Raw genomic sequence first — 25990 nt, forward strand, 5'->3', positions numbered from 1 at the left:
CTTTTCCCCGGGGGGGTCTCCCTGGCCGCACCCTGGACCGCACCCCGAAAATCGGGACGGCTCTTGGGAATGACCTGCCGGGTGTGCAATGTTGAGCCTAGTGAACTCAAGTTTGTTCGGTCACGGATTTGAAACCGAGGCGGACGAACGGCAACATTGAGTCTGCATCACTCAACTTCGTGGAGGTAACAGAATGGCCCGCGCGGTCGGAATCGATCTCGGTACGACGAACTCCGTCATCGCCGTACTGGAAGGTGGCGAGCCCACCGTCATCCCCAACGCCGAGGGAGCGCGCACGACGCCCTCGGTGGTGGCTTTCGCCAAGAACGGCGAGGTCCTGGTCGGCGAGGTGGCGAAGCGCCAGGCCACCACGAACGTCGACCGCACGATCCGCTCGGTGAAGCGGCACATGGGTGAGAACTGGTCCGTCGACATCGACGGCAAGAAGTTCACCCCGCAGCAGATCAGCGCGTTCGTGCTGCAGAAGCTGAAGCGGGACGCCGAGGCGTACCTCGGGGAGCAGGTCACCGACGCGGTCATCACCGTGCCGGCGTACTTCTCCGACGCGCAGCGCCAGGCGACCAAGGAGGCCGGCGAGATCGCGGGCCTGAAGGTGCACCGGATCGTCAACGAGCCGACCGCGGCCGCGCTCGCCTACGGCCTGGACAAGGGCACCGAGCAGACCATCCTGGTCTTCGACCTCGGCGGCGGTACCTTCGACGTCTCCCTGCTGGAGATCGGCGACGGTGTCTTCGAGGTGAAGGCGACCAGCGGTGACAACCACCTGGGTGGTGACGACTGGGACAACCGGATCGTCCAGTGGCTGGTGACCCAGTTCAAGAACAAGAACGGCACCGACCTGTCCGGCGACAAGATGGCCATGCAGCGGCTCACCGAGGCCGCCGAGAAGGCCAAGATCGAGCTGTCCAGCGCCGCCGAGACCACCATCCACCTGCCGTACCTGAGCCTCACCGACTCGGGCCCGCTGCACCTGGAGGAGAAGCTCTCCCGCGCCGAGTTCCAGAAGATGACCAACGACCTGCTGGAGCGCGCCCGCGCCCCGTTCAAGGCCGTCATCAAGGACGCCGGCATCGACGTGGCGAAGATCGACCACGTGATCCTGGTCGGCGGTTCGACCCGGATGCCCGCGGTCGCCGACCTGGTCAAGGAGTTGACCGGTGGCAAGGACCCGAACAAGGGCGTGAACCCGGACGAGGTCGTCGCGGTCGGCGCCTCCCTGCAGGCCGGTGTGCTGAAGGGTGAGGTCAAGGACGTCCTGCTGCTCGACGTGACCCCGCTGAGCCTCGGCATCGAGACCAAGGGCGGCGTGTTCACCAAGATCATCGAGCGCAACACCACGATCCCGACCAAGGGTTCGGAGATCTTCACCACGGCCGAGGACAACCAGCCGTCGGTGATGATCCAGGTCTACCAGGGCGAGCGCGAGATGGCCCGGGACAACAAGTCCCTCGGCAACTTCGAGCTGACCGGCCTGCCGCCGGCGCCGCGGAACGTGCCGCAGATCGAGGTCACCTTCGACATCGACGCGAACGGCATCGTGCACGTGAACGCCAAGGACCTGGCCACCGGCAAGGAGCAGCGGATGACCGTCACCGGCGGTTCCGCGCTGCCGAAGACCGACATCGACCAGATGGTCCGCGACGCCGAGCAGTACGCCGAGGAGGACCGCAAGCGCCGCGAGGCGGTGGAGAACCGCAACCAGGCGGAGTCCCTCGTCTACCAGACCGAGAAGTTCCTGTCGGAGAACGAGGACAAGGTCCCGGACGACGTCAAGACCGAGGTCAAGGACGGCGTCGCGGAGCTCAAGAAGGCGCTCGAGGGTGAGGACGCCGACGCGGTGAAGGCCGCCTCGGAGAAGCTCGCCCAGTCCAGCCAGAAGATGGGTGCCGCGATGTACGCGAACGCCCAGGCCGCCGGCGGTTCGTCCGACGAGGGCGCGACCTCCGACAGCACCGACGGCAACGCGAACGCCGACGACGACGTCGTCGACGCCGAGATCGTGGACGAGGACCGGCCGCAGGACAAGACGGAGGACAAGTGACGGATCGACCGACTGGCAGCGAGTTCGGCGACGGTGAGCCCGTCGTCCGCGACAAGCGCCGGATCGACCCGGACACCGGCTCGTTGCGGGAGCCTGCGGACCAGTCCGCGGCTCCCGCGGCGGGTGCCCCGGGCGGCCAGCCGCCGCGGGACCCGTCCGATCTGATCGGTCCGTCCGCGCAGGAAGCCCTGCTGACCGAAGCGCTGTCCGAGCGTACGGCGGACCTGCAGCGACTGCAGGCCGAGTACGTGAACTACAAGCGCCGGGTGGACCGGGACCGCGAGGCGGCCCGGGAGCTCGTGGTCGGTTCGGTGCTCACCGAGCTGCTCGGGATCCTGGACGACATCGGCCGGGCCCGGGAAGCCGGCGAGCTGGACGGCGCGTTCAAGGCGGTCGCCGAATCGCTGGAACGGGTCACCGAGAAGCTCGGCCTGGTGAAGTTCGGCGAGAAGGGTGACACCTTCGACCCGCGGATCCACGAGGCCCTGCTGCACAACTACTCCGACGAGGTCGACGGCCCGACCGCCACGATGATCATGCAACCGGGCTACCGGCTCGGTGAGCGGGTCCTGCGGGCGGCGCGGGTGGCCGTGTCGGAGCCGACCGAATCACTACCGGCCGACGCCGCGAAGGCCGACGTACCGGTGGAGAGCACAGATGACGAACAAGCCGCGGACAAGTCCGCGGAGTAGTCGGCACAACGGGAGAGGAGGCGTCGAATGAGCACGAAGGACTGGCTCGAGAAGGACTTCTACAAGGTTCTCGGCGTCTCCAAGACCGCTGAGGCCGACGAGATCAAGAAGGCCTACCGCAAGCTGGCACGCCAGTACCACCCCGACTCCAACGCCGGGGACACCAAGGCGGAGGCCAAGTTCAAGGAGGTCTCCGAGGCGTACGACGTCGTCGGCGACCCGAAGAAGCGCAAGGAGTACGACGAGGCGCGCCGGCTGTTCGGCAGCGGTGGCTTCCGGATGCCGAGCGGCAGTGGTGGTCAGGGCGGCGGCGGGTTCAACTTCGACGTCGGCGACCTGTTCAACCGCGGTGGCTCCGGCGGTGCCGGCGGTGGTCTCGGCGACATCCTGGGCGGCATGTTCGGCGGCGGCGGTCAGCGTACGACCACCACCACGACGGCCCGTCCGCGGCGCGGCCAGGACATCGAGACCGAGGCGACGATCGAGTTCGCCGAGGCCGTGAACGGTGTCACGGTCGGGCTCCGGATGACCAGCGACGAGCCCTGCCCGACCTGCCGGGGCACCGGTGCGAAGTACGGCACCGTGCCGAAGGTGTGCCTGAAGTGCGAGGGCACCGGGATGCAGACCTCGGTCCAGGGCGGCGTGTTCGCCATGACCGAGCCGTGCACCGAGTGCAAGGGCCGCGGCCTGGTCGTCGACCAGCCCTGCGAGACCTGCCACGGCTCCGGCCGCGGCCAGTCGAGCAAGACCATGCAGGTCCGCATCCCCGCGGGCGTGCAGGACGGTCAGCGGATCCGGCTGAAGGGCAAGGGCGCGGCCGGCGAGCGGGGTGGCCCGGCGGGCGACCTCTACGTCACCGTGCACGTCAAGGGCCACCGGATCTTCGGCCGTCAGGGCGAGCACCTGACGCTGAACGTCCCGGTGAGCTTCACCGAGGCGGCCCTGGGTGCCGAGATCAAGGTCCCGACCCTGGACGGCCTGCCCGTCACGGTCCGGATCCCGGCCGGTACGGCGAACGGCAGCAAGCTGCGCGTCCGTGGCAAGGGTTCGGTGCGCCGCGACGGGACGAAGGGCGACCTGCTCCTCACCCTCGAGGTGCAGGTGCCGCACGAGCTGACCGACGAGCAGAAGGAGAAGCTGCAGGAGTTCAACTCCGCGTCGGACCAGCCTGATCTGCGGGCCGGGTTGTTCGGGAGCGCGTGATGGCCTCAAGAGCAAGCAGGCTGCCGTTCAGCCAGGTGCCGACCTGGGACGACCGCACCCCGATCTACGTGATCTCGGTGGCGGCCCAACTGGCCGGCATGCATCCGCAGACTCTGCGCCAGTACGACCGGCTCGGCCTGGTGGTGCCGAGCCGGGCGTCCGGCCGTGGCCGGCGGTACTCGGCGTACGACGTGGCGAAGCTGCGCTACGTCCAGCACCTCAGCCAGGAAGAAGGCATCAACCTGGCGGGTATTCGGCACATTCTCGCGCTACAGTCCGAAGTGGAGGACCTGCGCAAGCGGGTCAACCAGCTACTGGCAGAGGTCCAGCGCGGCGTCGGCGTCTCACAGCGTCCCGCCGCCAGCCGGGTCTTCTCCGCCGGTCCCGCCGGCGACGTGATCGCCATGGGACGGCAACAGACCACGACCCGGTGGATCCGCACCCAGCCTCTGGAACTCGGCTCGCGCTGATCCTTCACCCCAAGGACACCGGAGGCTTCCGAAAGACCCACCCCTCGGAACCTCCGGTCGGTGGAGGCTGTCATCCCCCACGACGCCTCCACAGTCGAAGGTGCGCTGTCCCCCCGGCGCCCTTCGGCCCCCGCAGGGTGGTCCGTTCCAGGACCGCCCTGCGGCTCGCGTCCACCGCCCGCCCGCCGCCCGCCGCCCGCCCGCCGCCCGCCCGCCCGCCCACCCGCCCGCCCGCCGCCCGCCGCCCGGCCGGAAGGCCGCGGGTTAACCCCTCGGCTTGTCCGTTCACCCTCCGCATGACCTCAGCGAACGGGCACCCGGAAGGGTTCGCCCATCAAATGCACGAAGGGCCGGGCCGGGCGATGGGTGGGGCCTGAGAGTGGTGTTCGCCGCGGGCAAGGGTGACGAGCGGGCGCAGGCCTGTTGCCTGCGGGCAACCACCGCCTACGCTGGCGAGGTGACGCTGACGCTGGAGACGGACCGGCTGCTGATCCGGGACTGGGAGGAAGACGACGCTGACGCCGCGCTGGAGATCTTTGGCTCCGCCGACGTCGCGCCCTGGTTGTCACCGGCCATCGACAAGGTGCCGGACGTCGCGACCATGCGGATGATCCTGCAGTCCTGGATCGAGGCCCAGCCGAACTTCGTCGTACCGGCCGGCCGCTGGGCGGTCGCGCGCCGCGACACCGGTGAGGTCGTCGGCGCGCTGCTGATCCGCCTGCTCCCGCCGTACGAGGAGGATCTGGAGATCGGCTGGCAGTTGCGGCCGAGCGCCTGGGGGCAGGGGTACGCGACCGAGGCGAGCAGTGCGTTGATGCGCTGGGCGTTCGAGGACGGGGAGGTCGACGAACTGTTCGCGGTCGCCCGGCCGGCCAACAAGCGCGCGATCGCCACGGCGCGCCGGCTCGGCATGCAGTGGGTCGGCGAGACCGACAAGTACTACGACCTGAACCTGCAGGTGTACCGGATGCGCGCGTCGGAGTTCAGCTGACCGCGAGCGCTGAGCGACCCTGAATCAGCCCTGAGATTATCTAGAGTTGAGTGGAATGGACTCAACTTTGGATAGGTTGTGTCTAGTGACTGTTTGTTGCTGGAACTGAAAGGCTGGAACCAGATGGACGTTCAGCGGTTGACGACGCTGGCCCGGGAAACCCTGTCGGTCGCGATCCGTCAGACGTCCGCGGCGGGCAACCCGACCGTGGAACCGATTCACCTGCTCTCCGCGCTGCTCGCGCAGCCCGAGGGGACGACGATCGGCCTGCTCGAGGCCGCCGGCGGGGACCTGGACGCGGTCCGCCGGAAGACGGCCGAGCAGCTGACCAGGCTCCCGAAGGCGAGCGGCGGCAGTGTGCAGGCGCCGAGCTATTCGCAGAAGACCCTCGAGGTGCTGAACCAGGCAGAGCAGCGGGCCCTCGGGCTCGGGGACGAGTACGTCTCCACCGAACACCTGCTGATCGCGCTGGCGACCGTCGAGGGTGCCGCGAAGAACGCGCTCGGCGTGATGCCGGACGCGCTCCTGGAGGCGTTCGCCCAGATGCGCGGCAACCGGCGGATCACCTCCCCGGAGGCCGAAGGCACCACCAAGACCTTGGAGAAGTACGGCGTCGACCTGACCGAGCGTGCCAAGGACGGCAAGCTCGACCCGGTGATCGGCCGGGACTCCGAGATTCGTCGTGTGGTCCAGGTGCTGTCGCGCCGGACCAAGAACAACCCGGTGCTGATCGGTGAGCCCGGCGTCGGCAAGACCGCCGTCGTCGAGGGGCTGGCCCAGCGGATCGTGGCCGGTGACGTGCCCGAGTCGCTGCGTGGCCGCCGACTGATCAGCCTGGATCTCGGTGCGATGGTCGCCGGAGCGAAGTACCGCGGTGAGTTCGAGGAGCGTCTGAAGGCGGTGCTGACCGAGATCAAGGAATCCGACGGTCAGATCATCACGTTCATCGACGAGCTGCACACCGTCGTCGGCGCCGGTGCGTCCGGCGAGGGCGCGATGGACGCCGGCAACATGCTGAAGCCGATGCTGGCCCGCGGTGAGCTGCGGATGATCGGTGCGACGACGCTGGACGAGTACCGGACCCGGATCGAGAAGGACCCGGCGCTGGAGCGCCGTTTCCAGCAGGTGTTCGTCGGCGAGCCCTCGGTCGAGGACTCGATCGCGATCCTGCGCGGTCTGAAGGAGCGGTACGAGGCCCACCACAAGGTCGCCATCTCCGACTCCGCACTGGTCGCCGCCGCGACCCTGTCGAACCGCTACATCACCGGCCGCCAGCTGCCGGACAAGGCGATCGACCTGGTCGACGAGGCCGCGTCCCGGCTGCGGATGGAGATCGACTCCTCTCCGGTCGAGATCGACTCGCTGCGGCGTACCGTCGACCGGCTGAAGATGGAGGAGCTGCAGCTGTCCCGCGAGGAGGACGCCTCGTCGCAGGAGCGGCTGGAGCGGCTGCGCGCCGACCTCGCCGACCGCGAGGAGGAGCTGCGGGCGCTGGAATCGCGCTGGGAGAAGGAGAAGTCCGGTCTGAACCGTGTCGGCGAGGTCAAGGAGCGCATCGACGCGGTGCGCACCACGATCGACCAGCTGAAGCGGCGGATCGCCGAGCTGCCCGAGAGCGACGAGAAGATCGAGTTGCTCAAGGAGTGGTCCGAGAAGGAGGCCGAGCTCACCCAGCTGAAGGCGGTCGAGGAGCAGGCGAAGGCCGAGCCCGAGCCCGACGAGGCGACCCCCGAGGCGATGGTGAACGAGGAGGTCGGGCCGACCGAGATCGCGGAAGTGATCGCGATGTGGACCGGCATCCCGACCGGGCGGCTGCTCGAGGGCGAGACCGGCAAGCTGCTCCGGATGGAGGACGAGCTGGGCCGCCGGCTGATCGGTCAGCGCGAGGCGGTCAAGGCCGTGAGCGACGCCGTACGGCGGGCCCGCGCGGGCATCTCGGACCCGGACCGGCCGACCGGTTCGTTCCTCTTCCTCGGTCCGACCGGTGTCGGCAAGACCGAGCTCGCGAAGGCGCTCGCGGACTTCCTGTTCGACGACGAGCGGGCGATGGTCCGGATCGACATGTCGGAGTACAGCGAGAAGCACAGCGTCGCGCGGCTGGTCGGCGCCCCGCCCGGGTACGTCGGGTACGAGGAGGGTGGCCAGCTCACCGAGGCCGTCCGTCGCCGCCCGTACTCCGTGATCCTGCTCGACGAGGTGGAGAAGGCGCACCCGGAGGTCTTCGACATCCTGCTCCAGGTGCTGGACGACGGTCGGTTGACCGACGGCCAGGGCCGGACGGTCGACTTCCGGAACGTGATCCTGATCCTGACCAGCAACCTGGGTTCGGCGTACCTGGCCGACATGAAGCTGGACGAGAAGGCCAAGCGCGACCAGGTGATGGCGGTCGTGCGGCAGTCCTTCAAGCCGGAGTTCATCAACCGGCTGGACGAGATCGTGCTGTTCGACGCGCTCGGCAGCGAGGAGCTGACGCAGATCGTCGGCCTGCAGATCAACAGCCTGCAGCGCCGGCTGACCGACCGGCGGATCACGCTCCAGGTCGACGAGGGCGCGATGGAGTGGCTGGCGATGACCGGGTACGACCCGGTGTTCGGCGCCCGCCCGCTGCGCCGGCTGGTGCAGTCCGCGATCGGCGACGAGTTGGCTCGCGGGCTCCTCGACGGCTCGATCCGCGACGGCGAGACCGTCAAGGTCACGCTGAACGAGGCCAAGGACGCCCTGGAAGTCTCCGCAGCCTGACAAGCCGTTCGGGGCCCGGTCACGACGACCGGGCCCCGACTGCTGTCCACGCCCCACCGGGCAGGGAGAATGGGGAAGTGACGCAACCATCTCGCGCGGACTGGATCAACACCACGCACGACTGGGCGGCGGCGGTCGACCAGGAACACCTCGCGGCGATCCGCGCCGACGTCGAGCGGTACGCGCCGGGCGGCGTACTCCACCTGGTTCTGGAGGTGCTCGCCTACCCCGATGACGAGGCCGAGTCGGCCGGGGTGCGGGGCGTCTGCTCGATCACGCGGTACGCCGACGGCTCGATCGCGATCGCCGACAACGGGCGCGGCACCGACACCCGCGTGGACGAACACGGCACCGTCGTGAAGAAGCCGATCATGGCCACGAAGGACCTGCGCTTCTTCGACGATCCCGTCGCGCCGCTCCTCCCGGACGGTCACCCACGGCGCGGCATGTCGGTCGTCGCTGCCCTGAGTGAGTGGCTGGTCCACACCAACCGTCGCGTCAACGGGTCGTGGACCCAACGGTATGAACACGGCATCCCGGTCACCGATCTCGAACCGCTCGAGTCCGACGGGACCACCGGCACGACCGTGCGCTTTCGGCCGTCCGTCGACCTTGCGCCGCTCACGACGTACCCCTTCGCGTTTCCGCACCTCGACATCACCGTGCGTTAGTGGCCTGCCGGGTCTGGTTTGGGTGATCTGGGAGGATCGGGGGTGCGGGGGTCGTGGAAGGAAGTTCGGAGCCGATGACTGGGCAGCGCCGGGACGATCCGGGTGAGAGTGGGCCGGGGCCGTACAGCGGATTGTTCGGTGCCGTGCCGGACACGTACAGCTATCAGGCGACGACTCCGAAGCAGGTGAAGGTCGCCTCGGTCATCTCGCTCGGGCTCGGCGCGATGTGCCTGCTGCTGGCCGCGCTCACCGTGACGTCCGCCGGCGACCAGATCTCCGAGGTCCTCACCGGTTCCCGCGGCAACACCCCGATCGCCGCCGCCGCGACGCTCGTCTGCGCGGTGATCTACATGGTCCCCGCGATCTACCTCCGCAAGCGCCGCCCGTGGTCCCGCTACGTGCTGATCGCCGTCGCCGCGATGGGTATCGCCGGCGGCGTGATGGCGCTCCCCGCCGGCCTGCTCGGCCTGGCCATCCACGTCACCCTGCTGGTCCTGATGCTGCAGCAGCCCACCAAACTCTGGTTCCACCACCGCTGACGCCGGGAGACCCTCGTGGAGATCTGGATCAATCCCGCCTGCTCGAAATGCCGAGCCGCCACCACGGCCCTCGACGAAGCCGGCGTCGACTACACCGTACGGCGCTACCTCGACGACCCACCGACCACAGACGAACTCACCGAGCTCCTCACCCGCCTGAACCTCGACCCATGGGACGTCGTCCGGCACAACGAGCCCGCAGCCCAACCACTCCGCGACCTCCCGCGCGACGCATCCCACCGCCCCGACTGGATCCAGGCGATGGTCACCCACCCCATCCTCATCCAGCGCCCGATCATCACCACCGTCCATGCAACCCACATAGCTCGGGACCCCAAAACCCTCCAATCCTTCCTCCCGTGAGGCGCACCGGCTGCGATCTGCCCCGATCTGCCCCGTCCTGCCCCAGGACACTGTGGACGACGACGGCGTCCGGCGCGGCATTTCCTGGAGAATTCCATGAATGCCGAGTCCGCCCGAACCCACGTTCACCCTGTCCGCCTGGGTGGACGAGTCTGTCGTCGTCGGTCCTGCCGGCAGCGCCGGAACCTACACGATGGCAGCCGTCGTCACCGATGACGCGCGCTGCGCGGAGCTGCGCCGCGAACTCCAGGATCTGAGCATCAAGCCCGGAGTTCGGCTGCACTGGGTCGGCGAGTCCGTGAAGCGACGCGATCTCATTGCCGAGGCGGTCGCTCAGATGGACATCGCCGCGATTCTGACAGTCGGCAAGCCGATGGAGCGCTCTCGGCAGGAGCGCGCTCGCCGGTGCTGTCTCGAGCGATTGCTGTACGAACTCGATCAGTTCGGTGTCTGCGAGGCGTGGCTGGAGTCACGGACCGCGGTACAGGATCGGCGTGACCTCCGGCTCGTCGACAGTGCTCGCCGGAAGCGGTTGATCTCCCACGAGCTGCAGGTGGGGTTCGCGCGTCCGGTCGGTGAGCCGATGCTCTGGCTACCTGACGCGGTTGCCGGGGCGATGTCGGCGTCGGTGCTGGGCGAGGAACGCTGGCTGGCGGCGATGGCTGCTGTCGTGACGATCCATCGGGTCGCCGTGCGGTGATGGGCGAACGAGCTCCAGAAAGCGCGAAAGCTGGGGCCCGTCGTTCCGGCGGGAATCCCAGCTTCACTTCTCACCCAGCAGCGCGAGGTGAGCTGTCGCTATCGTCTCACAACCAGGAGGCCGATGTCGCGCGCATCCACAGTTCAGAGTTTTTGGAGGCGGTTCAGGGCTTCCTGGAGTACTTCGGGTTGTTTGCAGAAGGCCCAGCGGACCAGGGGGCGGCCGTAGGTGGGGTGGTCGTAGAAGACCTGGTGGGGGATGGCTACTACGCCGGTGCGTTCGGGGAGCATGCGGCAGAACTCGATGCCGTCGGTGTGGCCGAGGGAGCGGATGTCGGTGGTGACGAAATAGGTGCCGGCCGGGCGGTGCACCTCGAAGCCCAGCGTGGCCAGGCCGTCGGCCAGCAGATCGCGGCGGGACTGCAGGTCGGCGCGGAGGGCGTCGAAGTAGTCGTTGCCCAGGGCAAGCGCGTTGGCGACGGCCGGCTGGAAGGGGGCGCCGGAGGTGAAGGTGAGGAACTGCTTGGCGGTGGTGACCGCAGTGACCACCTCGGGCGACCCGGTGACCCAGCCGATCTTCCACCCGGTGACGGCGAACGTCTTCCCGGCGCTGCTGATCGAGACGGTCCGCTCCGCCATCCCTTCGTACGACGCCAGCGGCCGGTGCCGAAGTCCGTCGTACACGAGGTGTTCGTAGACCTCGTCGGTGATGACGATCAGATCGTGCTCGATCGCGACCGCGCAGATCCCGCGGAGTTCCTCGTCGGTGAGGACGGTCCCGGTCGGGTTGTGTGGTGAGTTGATCAGCAGCACCTTCGTCCGCGGGGTGACCGCGGCGCGCAACTCGTCGAGATCCAGACGGTACGCCGGTGCGCGCAGCGTGACCGGGACGCGGCGACCGCCGGCGAACGCGATGCCGGCCGCGTACGAGTCGTAGTACGGCTCGAGGGCGATCACTTCGTCACCGGGCTCGACGAACGCGAGCAGTGCGGCGGCCACCGCCTCGGTCGCGCCGGTGGTGACCAGGACCTGCGTGTCCGGGTCGTATGCGAGGCCGTAGAACCGCTTCTGGTGCTCGGTGATCGCCTCGCGGAGCGCGGGAATGCCACGCGCCGGCGGGTACTGGTTCGCGCCCGCGCGGATCGCCGCGATCGCGTCCTCGAGCAGCGAGTCGGGCCCGTCGCGATCCGGGAAACCCTGCCCGAGGTTCACCGACCCGGTCGCCACCGCGAGCGCGGACATCTCGGCGAAGATCGTCGTACCCAGCCCGGTCAACCGCTCAGCATGTGCACGCATGCCAACGAGACTAACTGTCGAGCGTCTCCACCATGTGGGTCAGCCAGGCGCGGGCGGTGGTGCGGTCGGTGCGGTTGAAGGAGGCCTCGAGTTCTTCCTCGAGTTCGCGGATCGCGGGCGTCGCCTCGTCCAGCTTGCCGGCCCCGGCGGCGGTCAGGTGCACCTGCTGGGTACGTCGGTCCTTCGGGTTCGGCTGCCGCTCGACCAGACCGGCCCGCTCCATGCCGGTGATCAGTTCGTTGGCGGACTGTCGCGTGGTGCCGACGACGCGGCCGACGTCGGCGATGGTGAGGCCCGGGTCCTTCCGCACGCACAGCAGCGTCCCGTACTGCTGCACCGACAGCTCGTGCTCGGCGAGCACCTCCGCCAGCGCCGAGCGCATGCTCAGCCAGGCATGCCGGACGAGGAAAGTGACGCAGCCGTCCTCGAATGCGGGGTCGGGGGAGGAGTCCATGCGCCCCATTCTGCCGGGCCCACCCAGGGCGGGATCACGAAAAGATGATTGACAGGTTCCTGTCAATCAAGGACCATGAGAAACCTCGTCAGGGTCCTGACAATCATAGGAGACTTCGTGTCCACGATCGACCTCCCGCGGCAGCGCCGCATCCTCGCGATCCTGGTGGTCTCGGCCGTCCTGATCTGGATCGACTCGACCGTCCTCGGTATCGCTCTCGAACGGCTCGCCGACCCGGTCGCCGGGCTCGGCGCCACGCCCGGCCAACTGCAGTGGGCCGTCGGCATCTACTCGCTGCTGTTCGCCACCGCGCTGTTCCTGGCCGGCGCGCTCGGCGACCGCTACGGCCATCGCACCGTGCTGATGGCCGGTCTGGTGATCTTCGGCGCCGCCTCGGCCTGGGCCGCCTGGGCCACCGGACCGGTCGCGCTCATCCTCGCCCGCGCCGCGATGGGCCTCGGCGGCGCTCTGATCATGCCGCCCTCGATGGCGATCATCGGCTGGACCTTCCCGCCGGAGCGCCGGGCCGGTGCGATCGCGATCTGGGGCTCGTCCGCGGGCGTCGGTGTCGCCGTCGGACCGGTCCTCGGTGGCCTGCTGATCGACCACTTCTGGTGGGGCTCGGTCTTCACCATCAACCTGCCGATCGTCGCCTTCGGCCTGGTCGGCGCTGCCCTCGTCCTCCCGAACCCGCGCAGTCCGCAGCGCCGCCGGCTCGATCCGCTCGGCCTCGGCCTGTCCACGCTCGGCCTGCTCGGCCTCTCGTACGGCCTGATCGAAGGCGGTCACCAGGGCGGCTGGAACCGCTGGCAGGTCTGGGCGAGCATCGCCGGCGGACTCGTCCTGCTCGCCGGCTTCATCGTCTCCGAGTGGCGGGAGCGGGAGCCGAGCTTCGACCCGCGGCTGTTCCGCAACCGCCGTTTCGCCGCCGGCAACTTCGCCCTCGCGGTCGTCTTCTTGTTGCTGACCGGCCAGAGCTTCTACCTCGCCTTCTACCTGCAGGGCGCGCGCGGGATGAGCGCACTGTCGGCCGGTCTGATGTCGTTGCCGGCTGCCTGCGGTGTCATCGTCGGATCGCAGCTCGGTGCCCGGCTGGCGGCCCGCTTCGGAGTCGCCAAGGTCTCGGGTTCGGCGGTCTTCATGCTGGCCGTCTGTTCCAGCCTGAACCTGCTGTACGACGTCGACACGTCACTGGTGTGGATCGGTGTGATCGGGGCGTTGGTCGGCCTGTCCATCGGGATGACCACGGCACCCACCACGACCGCCGTACTCGCGACCCTCCCGCTGGATCGGATGGGGGCTGGTTCCGCGGTGAACAACGTCCTGCGTCAGGTCGGCAGCGTTCTCGGGGTCGCCATTCTCGGGACGGTCGTCTCGTCGACGTACCAGCACCGGATCGGGTCGGCGCTGACCGGTCTGCCGGAAGGTGCCCGCGAGGCCGCCGGGACCTCGGCCGAGGCAACGCGGCACGTGGCGGGCACGCTCGGCCGCCCGGAACTGGTGAAGGCCGCGAACGACGCCTTCATCCACGCCATGCACACTGCGGCGCTGGTCGGCGCGGGCATCGTCCTGGTCGGGGCGATCGTCCTCGTCCTGGCGTTCCGGAGCCCCACGCCATCACCATCGCCGGAGTCTTCGGCCGACCAGCGTGAGCCGGCCGACGCCGGACGATCGTGATGGGCTGAGCGTCCTCAGTTCCAGGGTGACGGCGGCGGGGGTGGTACGACGGTGGGGCGGTCCTCGCACCAGGTCGCGCCGGTCCAGCCGCCGTCGTTCCCGCCGAGGTCGCGGACCTCGAACTCCGCCGGCCCGTCGAAGTGGAACGTCCCGCAGTTGTTCACGAACGGCGCGCCGACGTTCCGCGCGTCGACGTTCTCGAACGTCGCCCCGCCGCCGGCCCGCGCGTTCACCACGTTCGTCCCGGTCCCGTCCACCTTGATGTTGCGCACGGCAACGTTCGTGATCGCGTACTGATCCTTCACCGGCCAGTCGACGACGAACAGCATCGCGTTGTACGTCGAGTCCAGGAACGAACTGTCCGTGATCTCGATCGAGCCGGACATCGTGGACTGCAGGGCATACAGCCAGATCGCGCCGAGACCGATGTCCCAGTTCAGATCGCGTGGTCCGCCGCGGACCGTGGTGTTCCGGGCGAAGGTCAGCGTCCCCTCGAACGGTGTCGCGTCGAACCGGGAACCGGCATGCAGCGTGCTGCCCTCGCGGATCGGGTCGGCGACCAGGTTGTCGGTCACCGCGTTGTCCCGGCCGCCGTAGACGGCGATGTTGTTCGCGAGGACCGGCGTCTGCACGGTGTTGTGGTCGTAGACGTTGCCGTGATTGACGAGCCCGGACGCGTTCGACTCCGACCACATCGCGAGCCCGTCGTCGCCGCTGTTGCGGACGAAGTTGTTGGTGGCCCGGACGTTCGACACGCCGAGATGCAGGTTGATGCCATCAGCAATGGAATCGGTGATCACGTTGTTCCGGATCAGCAGACCGTCCATCGGACCGTCCAGCCAGATGCCGACCTTCGTGTGGTGCAGGTAGAGGTTCTCGATCGTCGAGCCGCCGCCGATCGCGCCGCCGATGCCGTTCACCTGGTCGGTGTCGATGCGTTCCCGGACGTCGCTCTCGATCGCGAAGTCCGACAGATGTACGCCGGTGCTCCCGCCGTCGGCGGCGTACCGGCCGTAGAACCCGGGTGCGGTGTGCACGGACTTGTCCGGTGCCGGCTCCGCGAGCGGGAGGACCTTTCCCTTGATGATCGTCCACCAGTTGCCGGCGCCGCGGATGGTCACCCGATCGACAACGATGTGCCGGTTCACCTGGAACGTGCCCGCCGGAAGGAATACCGACCAGCCGATCCGCTGGGCTGCCGCGATCGTCCGCTCGATCGCCGGAGCGGCATCCCGCCGGCCGGTCGGGTCGGCCCCGAAGAGCCGTACGTCGAGCGACCGCGCCGGCTGCCGCGACGGTGCCTTCACCAGTTCGAAGTCCGCGACATCGAGGACCGTCCAGGCAGCCGGCGTGATCCGCGGTACGGCGAACCGCACGCGATCGCCGGCCTGGTAGGTCCGGTCGAGCAGCACGCGTTGCTCGTCGTAGAAGTGGTTCGGCCGGAACGGTTTGGCGACCGGGTCCGGTTCGGGCTTCCACCAACCCGGGATCGGGTCGACGTTCGGGTCGTTCGAGAACGGATACATCCCGTACAGCCAGGCGTACTGCGACGTCAGCGTCATCGCCCGCTTGTGCTTCCCGTTCACGGATACGTCGAGTGGTGCGGTGATCCCGCCACCGGTCGGCGCGTCCGGGATGCTGTACCGCAGCGTCAGCGCGTTCGCGGGCCGGGTCAGCGTGAACTCGACGTACTGCCGCGGCCGTAGTCGTACGGCGGTGCGCCCGGAGGCCTCGGCCTGGAGGGTGTACGCCTCGCGGCCAGGGCCGATCCGCTCGCCGGTGAAGACGGCGTTCTCCGCCTCCTGCTCGACGAACGGTACGTCGGCTCCGCGGCCGGCGACCAATGCGGGATCGAGGCCCGCGCGGGTGATCCGCGGGGTGCTGGGTTGGGCGGTGGCCGGCTGAGTGACAAGCAGTGCGCCTAGGGCGGCGGTGGTCAGCGTGGTCGTCAGGGCGACCGTGAGCAAGCGCGAACGGGACATCGGCGGATCCCCTCCCGGACGAAGTGTCTGGAGGTTATGCACCCGACGCCAGGTGCGCAAGATCTCGACAGGTCAGAGAAATTTACGGACCATGAAGACGTCGACCGGGTCCTCGCTCTCCACCACGAAGCCGTGCCGTTCGTACAACGTGCGGGCCGGGCTGCCCTGCAGGACGTTCAGCCCGACGGTCGCGTCCGCGCTCTCCAGGACGGACGTCAGCACGGCCGTGCCGAGTCCGCGGCCCTGGTGGGCCGGGGCGAGGTAGAAGTGTTCGAGCCACTGTCGGTCGTCGGCGGGCCGCAGCGTGATCGAACCCGCGAGTTCGCCGTCGACCTCGATGATCCGGGTGTGCTCCGGGACGAACGCGTCGCGCATCCGTTGGCGGACGCGAACCGCGTCGTACCGCCCGAGGCGTTCGAGGTCCGGGCGCATGACGACGGCGCGGATCTCGACGAGGTCCTCGAGATCCGCCGCGGTGGCGGGGCGGAGTGTCCAGTTCACGGCAGGTCCGGCTGGGGGACCGGGCGGAGGGCACGGAGCCAGCGCTCGGTCTGGGCGATGTGGTCGGAGGCCGCGGTGGCGGCCGCCGCCGGGTCGCGGCTGGTGATGCCGTGCAGGATCGCGCGGTGGCCGCGGTCGCTGGTCTGCTTGATCGCGTCGAAGTCCGAGCCTGGTTCGAAGATCCGGTAGTGGCCGCCGCGGCCGCGGATCACGTCGGTCAGCGCGGTGACGGTCTGGTTGCCGCCGGCCGCGCAGATCTCACCATGGAACTCGGCGTCCAGGTGCTGGATCTCGGTCGCGTCGGTGGTCGACTCGAGCCGATCGAGGATCGCGGCCAGCCGCGCCGCCAGCTCCGGGTCCTGCCGGGCCGCCGCGGCCGCGGTCGCGTGCGATTCGAGCACCCGGCGTACCTCGAGCAGTTCGAGCACCCCCTCGAGCGGGATCAGCTCGACCGAGAGCGAGAACCGGCGGATGATCGTCGCCGGGTCCAGCGCCGACACGTAGGTCCCCGAGCCGTGCCGGGACTCGATCACCCCGAGCGCCCCCAAGGACCGCACCGCCTCGCGCAGCGAGCTGCGGGACACCCCCAGGTGGTCGCACAGCTCCGGCTCCGGCGGGAACTTCGCTCCCGGTCCGAGCTCGCCGGACGCGATCATCTGCCGGAGCCCGGCCAGCGCCTTGTCCGTTGCAGCCATCCCCTCACCTCCTCCCCAGAAGCCTAAGTCCTCAGACCATTTACGGTCACATCGCCCATCGCCAGGCTGAGACGACGGGTCGTAGCCCGCGATTCATCAGATCTTTGGCAGCGCGCTGAGGAACCCTGGTACGTCGGCCGCCCGCCACCGCCGCGCCGCGAGCTGTTCGTACGGCGTCCCGCCGGTCACCCACACGGTCGTCATCCCGCGCTCGTGCGGCAGCGCGAGATTCACCTCGAGGTCGTCGAACATCGCGGCCCGCGCCGGGTCGATCCCGAAGCGCGTCAGGAACGCGTCCAGGCTCTCGGCGTACGGCTTCGGGATCAGGCCGCCGGCGAGGATGTCGAACACGCCGTCGATGCAGTCGCGCACGCCGAGCCGCCCGAGCGCCTGCTCCGCGTGGTACGCCGATCCGTTCGTGTACACGTACCGGCGCCCGGGAAGCGTCTCGAGTGCGGCGGCCAGGACCGGGTCGGGGCCGATCACCGAGTAGTCGATCCGGCGCTCGAAGCCGAGGAAGTCGTGCGGGTCGATGGTGCCGGTCAGCATCGCGCCGCGCAGCGACGTACCGTACTTGGCGACCAGTTCGGACTGGAGGCGACGGGCGCCGGCGAGGTCGGTGCCGTAGTGCTCGGCCAGGGTCGAGAGGATGCCGTGGGTGAGCTGCGCGGCGAGGGCGGAAGCGGCCGGGTACAACGTGTTGTCGAGGTCCAGCACCCAGGTGTCGATGTCCGCCAGCACCGGACCAGCGTAGGTGACACACTGGGCTCTGTACCTACGGGAGGGACGGCACACCATGGCGACTGCGCTGGTCACCGGACCGGCGACCGGGATCGGCCGGGCGTTCGCGGACAAGCTGGCGCGCGAGGGTTACGACCTGGTGCTGGTGTCGCGGGACGAGGCGCGGCTCAAGGAGGTCGCCACCGAGATCACCCGGCTGCACGGTGTCGAGTGCGAGGTGCTGACCGCCGACCTGACCGACCCGGACGACCTGGCGCGTGTCGAGGAGCGGTTCCGCACCGGTCCGATCGAGGTGCTGGTGAACAACGCCGGCTTCGGGCAGAAGAAGCCGTTCTGGCTGAACCCGGTCGAGGTCGAGGAGAAGCAACTCGATCTGCTGGTGCGCGTGGTCCTGCGGCTCACGCACGCCGCCGTACTGCCGATGATCGAGCGTGGTTCGGGTGCGGTGATCAACGTGTCGTCGGTGGCCGGATTCCTGCAGCGCAACGTCTACAGCGCGCACAAGGCGTGGGTGACGACCTTCTCCGCCGGGCTGGCCACCGGGTTGCACGCCCACGGCGTCGCGGTGATGGCGCTGTGCCCCGGGTTCGTGCACACGGAGTTCCACGAGCGGATGGGGATGGACAAGTCGCTGATCCCGTCGTTCATGTGGCTGGACGCGGCCGATCTGGTCGACGCGGCCTGGAAGGACCTGATGCGCGGCAAGGCGATCTCGATCCCGAGCCGCCGCTACAAGCTGCTGGTGATCGCGGCGCGCTTCACGCCGCGCGCGCTCATCGCCCGGGTGTCGACCGTGGGACTGGACCCTCGCCGGCGAGCTTGACCGGCGTACCTGCCGCGGGCGGTCGAGGACGCCGGCGTGATCCGGAAGGCCGTGGTGATCTCAGAGCTTCTCGGCGACCTCGGTGAGGACGTCGAGCGTGGCGGTGATCAGCGGGTGATCGGCCCGGCTCGCTCGAACGGCGGCGTACACCCGGCGGGTCGGGGCCGGATCGGGCAGCGGACGGATCAGCGCCAGCGTCGGCTCGGGTACGGCGAGGCGCGGGACCAGGGAGACACCCGCGCCGGCGGCGACGAGTGCGGCGACCGCGCGGAAGTCGTCGGACTGGTGCACGATCCGCGGCTGGAACCCGGCCTGTTCGCAGGCGAGGACGACGACGTCGCGGATCGGGTTGCCGGGCGTCGTCATCACCCAGTCGTCGTGCGCGAGCATCGCCAGCTCGATCGTGTCGTGGCCCGCGGCCGGGTGTGCCGGTGGCAGGACGGCGACGAACGGCTCGGCGTACAAGGGGATCCGGACCAGACGCCGGTCGTCGGGGCGTGGTGAGCCGCGGTGCTCGACGGCGATCGCGAGGTCGGCGTCGCCGTCGAGCAGCTGCGTGATGCCCTGGTGGCCTTCGGCGTCGCGGACGACCAGGTCGAGACCTGGGGTGGTCTCCCGGAGCCGCGTCAGGGTCGGGGCGACCAGCAAGGTGATCGCGGTGGCGAAGGCGGTCACGCGCACCTCGCCGTTGGCGCCGCTCGCGTGCAGGCGCATCGCGTCCTCGGCGCGTTCGACCTCGGCGAGGATCGTGTCCGCGTGGGCGAGGAGCAGGCGGCCGGCCGTGGTGATCGCGACCCGGCGGCCGCGGCGTTCGAGCAGTTCCTGGCCGATCTCGGACTCGAGTGCGGCCAGCTGCTGGGAGACCGCCGAGGGCGTCAGGTGCAGCACCTCGGCGGCCGCGGTCACGGTCCCGTGGTCAGCAAGCGCGCGCAACACCTTCAGGCGTCGTACCTCGATCACGGACCTCAGCTTCGCACAGGCCGTCGATCAGCTTCAGTTCGGCAGCGGGCGCTGGGACGGGTGCGGGTCGCCGGTCGCGCCAACGGCGTACGGCGGCGCGGATCGGACGGCGTTTCGGGACAACGGGCCGGATCGGGGCGTCCGGCATCGCGGAGTGGGTCTGTTCGTGGATCGACTTGATGACGGAGAACGGTACGTAGTGCATGCCTTCGACGGTAAGAATCAGACCGTTGATACGTCCAATGAAAGTTCTGCGCAGAGTTGATGTGTCTGGTGCATGATGGGGCCATGGAACTGCGTCAGCTGAGGTCGTTCGTGGTGGTGGCCGAGGAGATGAACGTCGGGCGGGCCGCGACCCGGCTGCACCTGACCCAGCCGTCGCTCAGCCGGCAGATCGCCGCGCTGGAGCATGATCTCGGCGTCGAGCTGTTCGCCCGGGTGAAGCGCCGGTTCGTGCTGACGGCCGCCGGGGCGACGTTTCTCGCCGAGGCGCAGGATCTGCTGCGGCGAGCCGACGAGGCGGTCCGTACCGCGCAGCGGACGCAGCGGGGTGAGCTCGGGACGTTGCGACTGCGGTTCGTGCAGTCGGCGACCTTCGAAGTACTGCCGCGGATTCTGAGTGCTTTCCGGCAGGCGTATCCCGGGGTGGTGCTCGATCTGCAGACGTTGACGACCCTGCGGCAGACCGAGGCGTTGCGGGACGGGCGGATCGACGTGGGGCTGCTGCGTCCCAGTACGCCGACGGGCGGCGACGCCGTCGTCCAACTGGCTCCGAGTCTGGCGTCGCGGGTGGTGGCGAAGGACTCGCTGGTCGCGGTGCTGCCGGCGCGGCATCGGCTGGCCCGGCGGAAGCGGGTGCGGCTGGCCGAGCTCGCGGACGAGCCGTTCGTGTTCTACTCGCGGCCGAGTGGCCCGGCGGTACACGACACGATCGTGGGGTTCTGCCGGGCGGCCGGATTCACGCCGCGGATCGAGCAGGAGGCGGCCGACGTACAGACGATCGTGTCACTGGTCGCGGCCGGGCTCGGGGTGTCGCTGCTGATCAGCCCGACACCGCCGACGAACCCGGACAGCGTCGTCTACCGCGAGTTGTCCGACGACCTACCACCCTGGCAACTCTCCGTCGCCTGGTCGCCGGACAACCACTCACCCGTTCTCCAACGGTTCCTGGAACTCGTTTAACCGAGGACGTCCGGGTCGCCGCCGGTGCGGACGCCGGTCTCGAGGTCGGCGATCGCGGCCATGTCGTCGTTGTCCAGGGCGAAGTCGAAGACCTCGATGTTCTCCTGGAGCCGGCTCGGCGTCTTGGACTTCGGGATCACCACGTTGCCGAGCTGCAGGTGCCAGCGGATCATCACCTGGGCGGGCGACTTGCCGTACTTCTCGCCGATCGTCTTCAGCGTGGCGTTCTCCAGCAGCTGGCCGGAGGCCAGCGGGCTCCACGCCTCGGTGACGATGTCGTTCTCGGCGTTGAACGCGCGCAGGTCGTCCTGCGGCAGTGCCGGGTGCAGTTCGATCTGGTTCACCGCCGGCCGGATCGTGGTCTCTTCGAAGATCCGCCGCAGCGCGGGCTCGTGGAAGTTCGAGACACCGATCGCGCGCACCCGCTTGTCGGCGTACAGCTGCTCGAGGGCCTTCCAGGTGTCGACGTACAGGTCCCGCTGCAGGCACTGCCAGTGGATCAGGTACAGGTCGACGAAGTCGAGGCCGAGCTTCGCCAGGCTGGTGTCGAACGCCTTCAGCGTGCTGTCGTAGCCCTGGTCGTCGTTCGCCACCTTGGTGGTGATGAACAGCTCGTCACGCGGGAGACCGGCCGCGGCGATCGCGCGCCCGACGCCGGCCTCGTTGCCGTAGATGGCGGCGGTGTCGATGTGCCGGTAGCCGGTCTCGAACGCTGCCGTCACCACATCGGTGACGATCTCGTCCTCGATCTGCCAGACCCCCAGGCCCAGCTGCGGGATCTCGACGCCGTTGTCCAGAGTGATGGAGGGGACTGTGCTCATCTACCCATTCCACCCGGCAAAAGGTTTCCGGCCCAGTCATCTGACGTGTGACAACAACCTCATTAACTGGTCGTAACCACCGCGAAGGACTTGGCATCCGGCTCCAGGAAGCGGAGCAGCCCGCCGCCCTCCCGCTCCAGCTCGGCCTGTGTCTTCTTCGGCAGCTTCCCGAACGGGGTCAGGGTGAGGGTGGCCACACCACGCTTCTTCTCGCTCGTCCACAGCCCGGCGACGACACCGTCCACGGTGTACGTCGCCTTCACCCGCAGATTCTTCGTGTACACAGCGGATTTGTGCTCGTCGGCGATGATCCGCTCCCGTTTCGCGTGTGACAGCAGCACATTGTCGAACTCCGGCAGGAACCGCACCGGCGCAGGCGTGTCTGGGTCGGGGCGGGGACCATCGGGTACGTCGTACAGCGTCTTGCCGGCGTCGTCGGTGAACGTCTCGAGTTCGAGTTCGTCGAACAACGGCGTCGCCTTCTGCAGCCCTGACCAGGTCTGGAAGTCCGCGGGCGTGGCCGGACCGAACGCCTGGAGGTACCGCGTGATCAGCTCCTTGGTCTCGGCCCCGCGGTGCAGCTTCCTGCCGATCCATTCCTCGGCCGGCGTGAACCGGGAGTTCGCCGTCCAGGACCAGCGCACATCCGCCGGGTACATCACCAGCGGCACGAGCATCCGCGTGCAGAACCCGAGCGCGCGCTCGTTCACCTCCGGGAACTGCTGTTGGAGCGCGTCCCGCACCTCGGTGAAGGTCAACGGTTCCTTCGCGAGCAGCTTCTCCGCGGCGGCAACCACCTTCTCCGGCTCCAGCCCCGCGCCCCGGTCACCCAGCACCTTCAGCCCTGCCTCGAGCACCGGCGCCACCGTCACCCGGAACCGCAGGTAGTCCGCCGCTGTCACCAGATGCAAGGTCCCGCGGAACATCGTGGCGCGTACGACGTCCCGCGCCTCGACGGCCTGATCCAGCTGGGCCTCGGTGAACCCGTCGATCCGCGTCCACAACCCGACGTACGGATGTTTGGGCTCCTGCCCCTGCATCCCGGCGAGCCGCGCGACCACCTCGACCGCGGACCCAGGCTCGCGCTCGAGCAACAGTTGCCGCGCGAGCGTTGCCCGATTGACCGCCTTCGCACTCAGAACCGACATGTCCACATCCTGCCCGGCAGCACGGACAAATCGCTCCCGATATCGCCCCAAGGGGATGATTCGGACGCGGCGGCCGAGGTGCGATCTTCGTCCTGAGAGCCGGATTCGCGTGCACCATCGAGGGACCCGGGGGTGGCGACTGATGCTGCGAGCGGTTGGTCTGGCGCTGGCGGCGCTGCTCCTCGTCTCCTGCGGGGAGTCCGGATCTGTCGAGCTCCCCTCCGGATCGTCGACCCGGACCCCGAACACGGTCCCGTCCGTGACCGCGACACCTTCGAACCTGGCCCGCTCCGTCGCACGCCAGGAGACCTCGTCCGCGCCGCCGCAGGCCCAGTCGTCCGTCCGCGCGGCTCCAACCCTCACCAGGTCTCCCGAAACAACGCAGACGACTGCGCCACCTCAGACGGTCACGGCCACGACGACCGAGACCAACACGCAGACGAACACCCAAACCAATACCCGGACGACGACGCACACGACGACGCAGACCGCCAGCGGGCCTACGGCGACCCCGACGGTGGCGACACAGCCGACCTCGGCCGACAGCGGCGGAGTGCCCTCCTGGTTGTGGTGGGTGCTGGCCGCGGTCGTGCTCGTGCTGGCTATCGGGATACCGCTCCTCGTGAGGTCGCGGCACCGCCGGGCGTGGCGGGACGACCTCACTGCCACCGAGGGCGAGGTGACGTGGTTCGCCCGCACCTTGATCGCAGACCTCCGCCGGCAACCGTCCCCGATGGCAGCCGCCGGCGCCTGGAACGTCGAGTCGAGCCGGGTCGTCGCCGTCGAGGACAAGCTGACCGCCCTCGCGTCGAAGGCGCCGAACGACGCCGACGGAACCCGCGCCCGCACCCTCCGGAACGCCGTCCGGGGAGCCCGGACCGACGTCCAGAACCTGCTGACGTCGGCCACCGCGGCGACCCTGCCGCGGGACCTGGACGCGGTCGGTGCCCGGCTCGAGCAAGCGCTCGGGGCACCGACCGCCGGCTCGGCTAACCCGCGAGCGCGGCCCGAGCCTCGATGAACGCCGCGACGGCGCGCTCCACGTCCTCGGTCGAGTGCGCCGCCGAGAGCTGGACACGGATCCGCGCCTTGCCCTGCGGTACGACGGGATACGAGAAGCCGATCACGTAGATCCCCAGGTCCAGCAGCTTGTCGGCCAGCCGGCCCGCCTCGGCGGCGTCACCGATCATCACCGGGGAGATCGGGTGGTCACCGGGGAGGACGTCGAAGCCCGCCTCGGTCATCTTGGTGCGGAACAGTGCGGTGTTCGCGCTGAGCTTGTCGCGCAGGTCGCTGGACCCGCCGATCAGCTCGAGCGCCTTCAGGGACGCGGCCGTCACGGCCGGCGCGAGCGAGTTCGAGAACAGGTACGGGCGGGAGCGCTGGCGGAGCAACTCGACGATCTCGCGGTGCGCGGAGACGTAACCGCCGGAGGCACCACCGAGCGCCTTGCCGAGGGTGCCGGTGACGATGTCGACGCGGTCCTTCACGCCGAACAGTGACGGGGTGCCGGCGCCGTCCGGGCCGACGAACCCGACCGCGTGTGAGTCGTCCACCATCACCAGGGCGTCGTACCGCTCCGCGAGGTCGCAGATCTCGTCGAGCGGGGCGACGTACCCGTCCATCGAGAACACGCCGTCGGTGGCGATCAGCCGGTAGCGGGCGCCGGCGGCGTCCTTCAGCTGCGCCTCGAGGTCGGCCATGTCGCGGTTCTTGTACCGGTACCGCTTGGCCTTCGACAGCCGGATGCCGTCGATGATGCTGGCGTGGTTCAGCTCGTCGGAGATGATCGCGTCGTCGGCGCCGAGCAGCGTCTCGAAGAGGCCGCCGTTCGCGTCGAAGCAGGAGCTGTAGAGGATCGTGTCCTCGGTCCCGAGGAAGGTGCTCAAGGCACCTTCCAGGTCCTTGTGGATCTGCTGCGTGCCGCAGATGAACCGGACCGAGGACAGCCCGAATCCCCAGCGATCCAGGGCGTCCTTCGCCGCGGCGACGACCTCGGGGTGGTCGGACAGCCCGAGGTAGTTGTTCGCGCAGAAGTTCAGTACCTCGTTGCCGGTAGCAACCGAGATCAGGGCCTGCTGCGGCGAGGTGATCACCCGTTCGGACTTGTACAGCCCGGCGTCCCGGATCTCGCCGATGGTGGTCTTCAGGTCGTCCCGCATCCGCCCGAACATCAGTGCTTCTCCTCCAACGATTCAGCCGTCCAGTCCATGATCACCTTGCCGCACTGTCCTTGCCGCGCGACGTCGAACGCGCGCTCGAAGTCGCCGTACCCGAACCGGTGGGTGATCACCGGGGTCAGGTCCAGGCCGCGTTCCAGCATCACCGACATCGAGTACCAGGTCTCGAACATCTCCCGGCCGTAGATGCCCTTGATGGTCAGCATGTTGAGCACCACGGTGCCCCAGTCGATCGCGATCTCGTCCGACGGCAGGCCGAGCATCGCGACCTTCCCGCCGTGCGTCATGTTCGCGAGCATGTCCCGCAGTGCGGCCGGCTGCCCGGACATCTCCATGCCGACGTCGAAGCCCTCGCGCATCCCCAGGCTCTGCTGCGCCTGCGCGATCGTCTCCTCGCCGACGTTCACCGCGCGGGTGACGCCGATCTTCCGGGCCAGGTCCAGCCGGTACTCCGAGAGGTCGGTGATGACCACGTTCCGCGCGCCGGCGTGGAGGGCGACCGCCGCGGCCATCACCCCGATCGGGCCGGCGCCGGTGATCAGGACGTCCTCGCCGACCAGCGGGAACGAGAGCGCGGTGTGGACCGCGTTGCCGAACGGGTCGAAGATCGCGGCGACGTCCAGGTCGACGGGGTCCTTGTGCACCCAGGCGTTGCTCGCGGGCAGGGCGACGTACTCCGCGAACGCGCCCGGGACGTGCACACCGAGACCACGCGTCTTGATGCACAGGTGCCGGCGGCCCGCGCGGCAGTTCCGGCAGCGGCCGCAGACCAGGTGGCCTTCGCCGCTGACCAGGTCACCGACCGCGACGTCGCGAACACCGACGCCGACCTCGACCACCTCACCGCAGAACTCGTGCCCGGTGACCATCGGCACCGGCACGTTCTTCTGCGCCCAGTGGTCCCAGCTCTGGATGTGCAGATCGGTCCCGCACAACCCGGTCCGGAGCACCTTGATCAGGACCTCGTCGGCCTCGATCTTCGGCTCCGGGACGTCCTGCAACCACAGACCGGGACCCGCCTCGGCCTTCACCAGTGCCTTCACGGCACACCTCCACTACGACGATGGTCCACATCGTCGTCCGGGGCAACCATCGGCGTCC

At 69.0% G+C, this 25990-nt stretch carries 26 protein-coding genes; 14 read left to right on the top strand and 12 right to left on the bottom strand.

Going from position 1 to position 25990, the window contains the following annotated elements; genetic code table 11:
- Positions 1-193 precede the first annotated feature (193 nt).
- From dnaK to ACFYRH_RS07220, 10 genes are all read left to right on the top strand, one after another.
- Positions 194-2062 (top strand): molecular chaperone DnaK, encoded by a 1869-nt coding sequence (gene dnaK / locus ACFYRH_RS07175; protein WP_387769467.1) that lies wholly within the window; start codon positions 194-196, stop codon positions 2060-2062.
- Positions 2059-2754, top strand: a complete 696-nt coding sequence (gene grpE, locus ACFYRH_RS07180) for a nucleotide exchange factor GrpE (protein WP_387769470.1) — start codon at positions 2059-2061, stop codon at positions 2752-2754. The genes dnaK and grpE overlap by 4 nt, the downstream gene beginning before the upstream one ends.
- 27 nt (positions 2755-2781) lie before the next feature.
- Positions 2782-3957 carry a molecular chaperone DnaJ gene (gene dnaJ, locus ACFYRH_RS07185; RefSeq protein WP_387769473.1) on the top strand — a complete coding sequence of 392 codons (1176 nt, stop codon included), beginning with the start codon at positions 2782-2784 and terminating at the stop codon, positions 3955-3957.
- On the top strand, positions 3957-4427 hold the full coding sequence (locus ACFYRH_RS07190) for a heat shock protein transcriptional repressor HspR (RefSeq protein WP_387769476.1): 471 nt from the start codon (positions 3957-3959) through the stop codon (positions 4425-4427). The genes dnaJ and ACFYRH_RS07190 overlap by 1 nt, the downstream gene beginning before the upstream one ends.
- Before the next feature lie 457 nt (positions 4428-4884).
- Positions 4885-5418 carry a GNAT family N-acetyltransferase gene (locus ACFYRH_RS07195; protein WP_387769479.1) on the top strand — a complete coding sequence of 178 codons (534 nt, stop codon included), beginning with the start codon at positions 4885-4887 and terminating at the stop codon, positions 5416-5418.
- A gap of 123 nt (positions 5419-5541) precedes the next feature.
- Positions 5542-8157 (top strand): ATP-dependent chaperone ClpB, encoded by a 2616-nt coding sequence (gene clpB / locus ACFYRH_RS07200; RefSeq protein WP_387769482.1) that lies wholly within the window; start codon positions 5542-5544, stop codon positions 8155-8157.
- 77 nt (positions 8158-8234) lie between these two features.
- Positions 8235-8828, top strand: coding sequence for a hypothetical protein (locus ACFYRH_RS07205; RefSeq protein WP_387769485.1), 594 nt, complete (start codon positions 8235-8237; stop codon positions 8826-8828).
- A 74-nt stretch (positions 8829-8902) separates the two neighbouring features.
- A complete protein-coding gene (locus ACFYRH_RS07210; protein WP_387769488.1) occupies positions 8903-9367 on the top strand; it encodes a hypothetical protein in 465 nt (154 codons plus the stop codon).
- A gap of 15 nt (positions 9368-9382) precedes the next feature.
- Positions 9383-9730, top strand: a complete 348-nt coding sequence (locus ACFYRH_RS07215; RefSeq protein WP_387769491.1) for an ArsC/Spx/MgsR family protein — start codon at positions 9383-9385, stop codon at positions 9728-9730.
- Positions 9731-9830: 100 nt separating this feature from the next.
- Positions 9831-10430 (top strand): hypothetical protein, encoded by a 600-nt coding sequence (locus ACFYRH_RS07220; protein ID WP_387769494.1) that lies wholly within the window; start codon positions 9831-9833, stop codon positions 10428-10430.
- A 143-nt stretch (positions 10431-10573) separates the two neighbouring features.
- On the opposite strand, the gene ACFYRH_RS07225 is transcribed toward ACFYRH_RS07220, so the two are convergent.
- Both ACFYRH_RS07225 and ACFYRH_RS07230 read right to left on the bottom strand, forming a co-directional pair.
- Positions 10574-11725 (bottom strand): pyridoxal phosphate-dependent aminotransferase, encoded by a 1152-nt coding sequence (locus ACFYRH_RS07225; RefSeq protein WP_387769497.1) that lies wholly within the window; start codon positions 11723-11725, stop codon positions 10574-10576.
- A 10-nt stretch (positions 11726-11735) separates the two neighbouring features.
- Positions 11736-12179, bottom strand: a complete 444-nt coding sequence (locus ACFYRH_RS07230; RefSeq protein ID WP_387769500.1) for a MarR family winged helix-turn-helix transcriptional regulator — start codon at positions 12177-12179, stop codon at positions 11736-11738.
- Positions 12180-12296: 117 nt separating this feature from the next.
- On the opposite strand from ACFYRH_RS07230, the gene ACFYRH_RS07235 reads away from it, so the two are divergent.
- A complete protein-coding gene (locus tag ACFYRH_RS07235; RefSeq protein ID WP_387769503.1) occupies positions 12297-13856 on the top strand; it encodes an MFS transporter in 1560 nt (519 codons plus the stop codon).
- Between the two features lie 14 nt (positions 13857-13870).
- On the opposite strand, the gene ACFYRH_RS07240 is transcribed toward ACFYRH_RS07235, so the two are convergent.
- The 4 genes from ACFYRH_RS07240 to ACFYRH_RS07255 all read right to left on the bottom strand — a co-directional run bounded on the left by ACFYRH_RS07240 (position 13871) and on the right by ACFYRH_RS07255 (position 17775).
- A complete protein-coding gene (locus tag ACFYRH_RS07240) occupies positions 13871-15838 on the bottom strand; it encodes a glycosyl hydrolase family 28-related protein (protein WP_387769506.1) in 1968 nt (655 codons plus the stop codon).
- A 72-nt stretch (positions 15839-15910) separates the two neighbouring features.
- The gene (locus ACFYRH_RS07245) at positions 15911-16339 is read right to left on the bottom strand and encodes a GNAT family N-acetyltransferase (RefSeq protein ID WP_387769509.1); all 429 of its coding nucleotides are present in this window, start codon (positions 16337-16339) and stop codon (positions 15911-15913) included.
- A complete protein-coding gene (locus ACFYRH_RS07250) occupies positions 16336-17034 on the bottom strand; it encodes a FadR/GntR family transcriptional regulator (protein WP_387769512.1) in 699 nt (232 codons plus the stop codon). The genes ACFYRH_RS07245 and ACFYRH_RS07250 overlap by 4 nt, the downstream gene beginning before the upstream one ends.
- A 96-nt stretch (positions 17035-17130) precedes the next feature.
- Positions 17131-17775, bottom strand: a complete 645-nt coding sequence (locus ACFYRH_RS07255; RefSeq protein WP_387769514.1) for a pyrimidine 5'-nucleotidase — start codon at positions 17773-17775, stop codon at positions 17131-17133.
- 55 nt (positions 17776-17830) lie between these two features.
- Between ACFYRH_RS07255 and ACFYRH_RS07260 the strand changes: the two genes are divergently transcribed.
- Positions 17831-18598 carry an SDR family NAD(P)-dependent oxidoreductase gene (locus ACFYRH_RS07260; protein ID WP_387769517.1) on the top strand — a complete coding sequence of 256 codons (768 nt, stop codon included), beginning with the start codon at positions 17831-17833 and terminating at the stop codon, positions 18596-18598.
- A gap of 60 nt (positions 18599-18658) precedes the next feature.
- Here ACFYRH_RS07260 and ACFYRH_RS07265 read toward each other — a convergent pair whose 3' ends face one another.
- Positions 18659-19558 (bottom strand): LysR family transcriptional regulator, encoded by a 900-nt coding sequence (locus ACFYRH_RS07265; RefSeq protein WP_387769520.1) that lies wholly within the window; start codon positions 19556-19558, stop codon positions 18659-18661.
- Positions 19515-19763 (bottom strand): hypothetical protein, encoded by a 249-nt coding sequence (locus ACFYRH_RS07270; protein WP_387769523.1) that lies wholly within the window; start codon positions 19761-19763, stop codon positions 19515-19517. Before ACFYRH_RS07270 ends, ACFYRH_RS07265 begins: the two co-directional genes overlap by 44 nt.
- Positions 19764-19846: 83 nt before the next feature.
- Here ACFYRH_RS07270 and ACFYRH_RS07275 point away from each other — a divergent pair, with 83 nt between their 5' ends.
- Complete coding sequence (locus ACFYRH_RS07275; RefSeq protein ID WP_387769526.1) at positions 19847-20740, top strand: LysR family transcriptional regulator; 894 nt, start codon at positions 19847-19849, stop codon at positions 20738-20740.
- Here ACFYRH_RS07275 and ACFYRH_RS07280 read toward each other — a convergent pair.
- On the bottom strand, positions 20737-21561 hold the full coding sequence (locus tag ACFYRH_RS07280) for an aldo/keto reductase (RefSeq protein WP_387769529.1): 825 nt from the start codon (positions 21559-21561) through the stop codon (positions 20737-20739). The two genes, ACFYRH_RS07275 and ACFYRH_RS07280, sit on opposite strands and share 4 nt — an antisense overlap.
- A gap of 62 nt (positions 21562-21623) precedes the next feature.
- A complete protein-coding gene (locus ACFYRH_RS07285; RefSeq protein WP_387769532.1) occupies positions 21624-22709 on the bottom strand; it encodes a winged helix DNA-binding domain-containing protein in 1086 nt (361 codons plus the stop codon).
- 142 nt (positions 22710-22851) lie between these two features.
- Here ACFYRH_RS07285 and ACFYRH_RS07290 point away from each other — a divergent pair, with 142 nt between their 5' ends.
- The gene (locus ACFYRH_RS07290; RefSeq protein ID WP_387769535.1) at positions 22852-23730 is read left to right on the top strand and encodes a hypothetical protein; all 879 of its coding nucleotides are present in this window, start codon (positions 22852-22854) and stop codon (positions 23728-23730) included.
- On the opposite strand, the gene ACFYRH_RS07295 is transcribed toward ACFYRH_RS07290, so the two are convergent.
- Positions 23699-24883, bottom strand: coding sequence for a glycine C-acetyltransferase (locus ACFYRH_RS07295; protein ID WP_387769537.1), 1185 nt, complete (start codon positions 24881-24883; stop codon positions 23699-23701). The two genes, ACFYRH_RS07290 and ACFYRH_RS07295, sit on opposite strands and share 32 nt — an antisense overlap.
- Entirely contained in the window at positions 24883-25932 is a 1050-nt protein-coding gene (gene tdh / locus ACFYRH_RS07300; RefSeq protein WP_387769540.1) for an L-threonine 3-dehydrogenase, read from the bottom strand. Before tdh ends, ACFYRH_RS07295 begins: the two co-directional genes overlap by 1 nt.
- Positions 25933-25990: the final 58 nt, after the last annotated feature.

The sequence above is a fragment of the Kribbella sp. NPDC004875 genome (genome assembly GCF_042873375.1).
In the GTDB taxonomy this organism is placed as follows: Bacteria; Actinomycetota; Actinomycetes; order Propionibacteriales; family Kribbellaceae; genus Kribbella.

Excerpts from the sequence above, each read along its gene's own strand:
- ACFYRH_RS07190 (WP_387769476.1), top strand. The coding sequence starts at position 3,957 with ATGGCCTCAAGAGCAAGCAGGCTGCCGTTCAGCCAGGTGCCGACCTGG.
- ACFYRH_RS07280 (WP_387769529.1), bottom strand. The coding sequence starts at position 21,561 with ATGAGCACAGTCCCCTCCATCACTCTGGACAACGGCGTCGAGATCCCG.
- ACFYRH_RS07250 (WP_387769512.1), bottom strand. The coding sequence starts at position 17,034 with ATGGCTGCAACGGACAAGGCGCTGGCCGGGCTCCGGCAGATGATCGCG.
- clpB (WP_387769482.1), top strand. The coding sequence starts at position 5,542 with ATGGACGTTCAGCGGTTGACGACGCTGGCCCGGGAAACCCTGTCGGTC.
- ACFYRH_RS07290 (WP_387769535.1), top strand. The coding sequence starts at position 22,852 with ATGCTGCGAGCGGTTGGTCTGGCGCTGGCGGCGCTGCTCCTCGTCTCC.
- ACFYRH_RS07285 (WP_387769532.1), bottom strand. The coding sequence starts at position 22,709 with ATGTCGGTTCTGAGTGCGAAGGCGGTCAATCGGGCAACGCTCGCGCGG.
- ACFYRH_RS07210 (WP_387769488.1), top strand. The coding sequence starts at position 8,903 with ATGACTGGGCAGCGCCGGGACGATCCGGGTGAGAGTGGGCCGGGGCCG.
- ACFYRH_RS07275 (WP_387769526.1), top strand. The coding sequence starts at position 19,847 with ATGGAACTGCGTCAGCTGAGGTCGTTCGTGGTGGTGGCCGAGGAGATG.
- ACFYRH_RS07270 (WP_387769523.1), bottom strand. The coding sequence starts at position 19,763 with ATGCACTACGTACCGTTCTCCGTCATCAAGTCGATCCACGAACAGACC.
- ACFYRH_RS07225 (WP_387769497.1), bottom strand. The coding sequence starts at position 11,725 with ATGCGTGCACATGCTGAGCGGTTGACCGGGCTGGGTACGACGATCTTC.
- ACFYRH_RS07295 (WP_387769537.1), bottom strand. The coding sequence starts at position 24,883 with ATGTTCGGGCGGATGCGGGACGACCTGAAGACCACCATCGGCGAGATC.
- ACFYRH_RS07220 (WP_387769494.1), top strand. The coding sequence starts at position 9,831 with ATGCCGAGTCCGCCCGAACCCACGTTCACCCTGTCCGCCTGGGTGGAC.
- dnaJ (WP_387769473.1), top strand. The coding sequence starts at position 2,782 with ATGAGCACGAAGGACTGGCTCGAGAAGGACTTCTACAAGGTTCTCGGC.
- ACFYRH_RS07230 (WP_387769500.1), bottom strand. The coding sequence starts at position 12,179 with ATGGACTCCTCCCCCGACCCCGCATTCGAGGACGGCTGCGTCACTTTC.
- ACFYRH_RS07260 (WP_387769517.1), top strand. The coding sequence starts at position 17,831 with ATGGCGACTGCGCTGGTCACCGGACCGGCGACCGGGATCGGCCGGGCG.
- dnaK (WP_387769467.1), top strand. The coding sequence starts at position 194 with ATGGCCCGCGCGGTCGGAATCGATCTCGGTACGACGAACTCCGTCATC.
- ACFYRH_RS07240 (WP_387769506.1), bottom strand. The coding sequence starts at position 15,838 with ATGTCCCGTTCGCGCTTGCTCACGGTCGCCCTGACGACCACGCTGACC.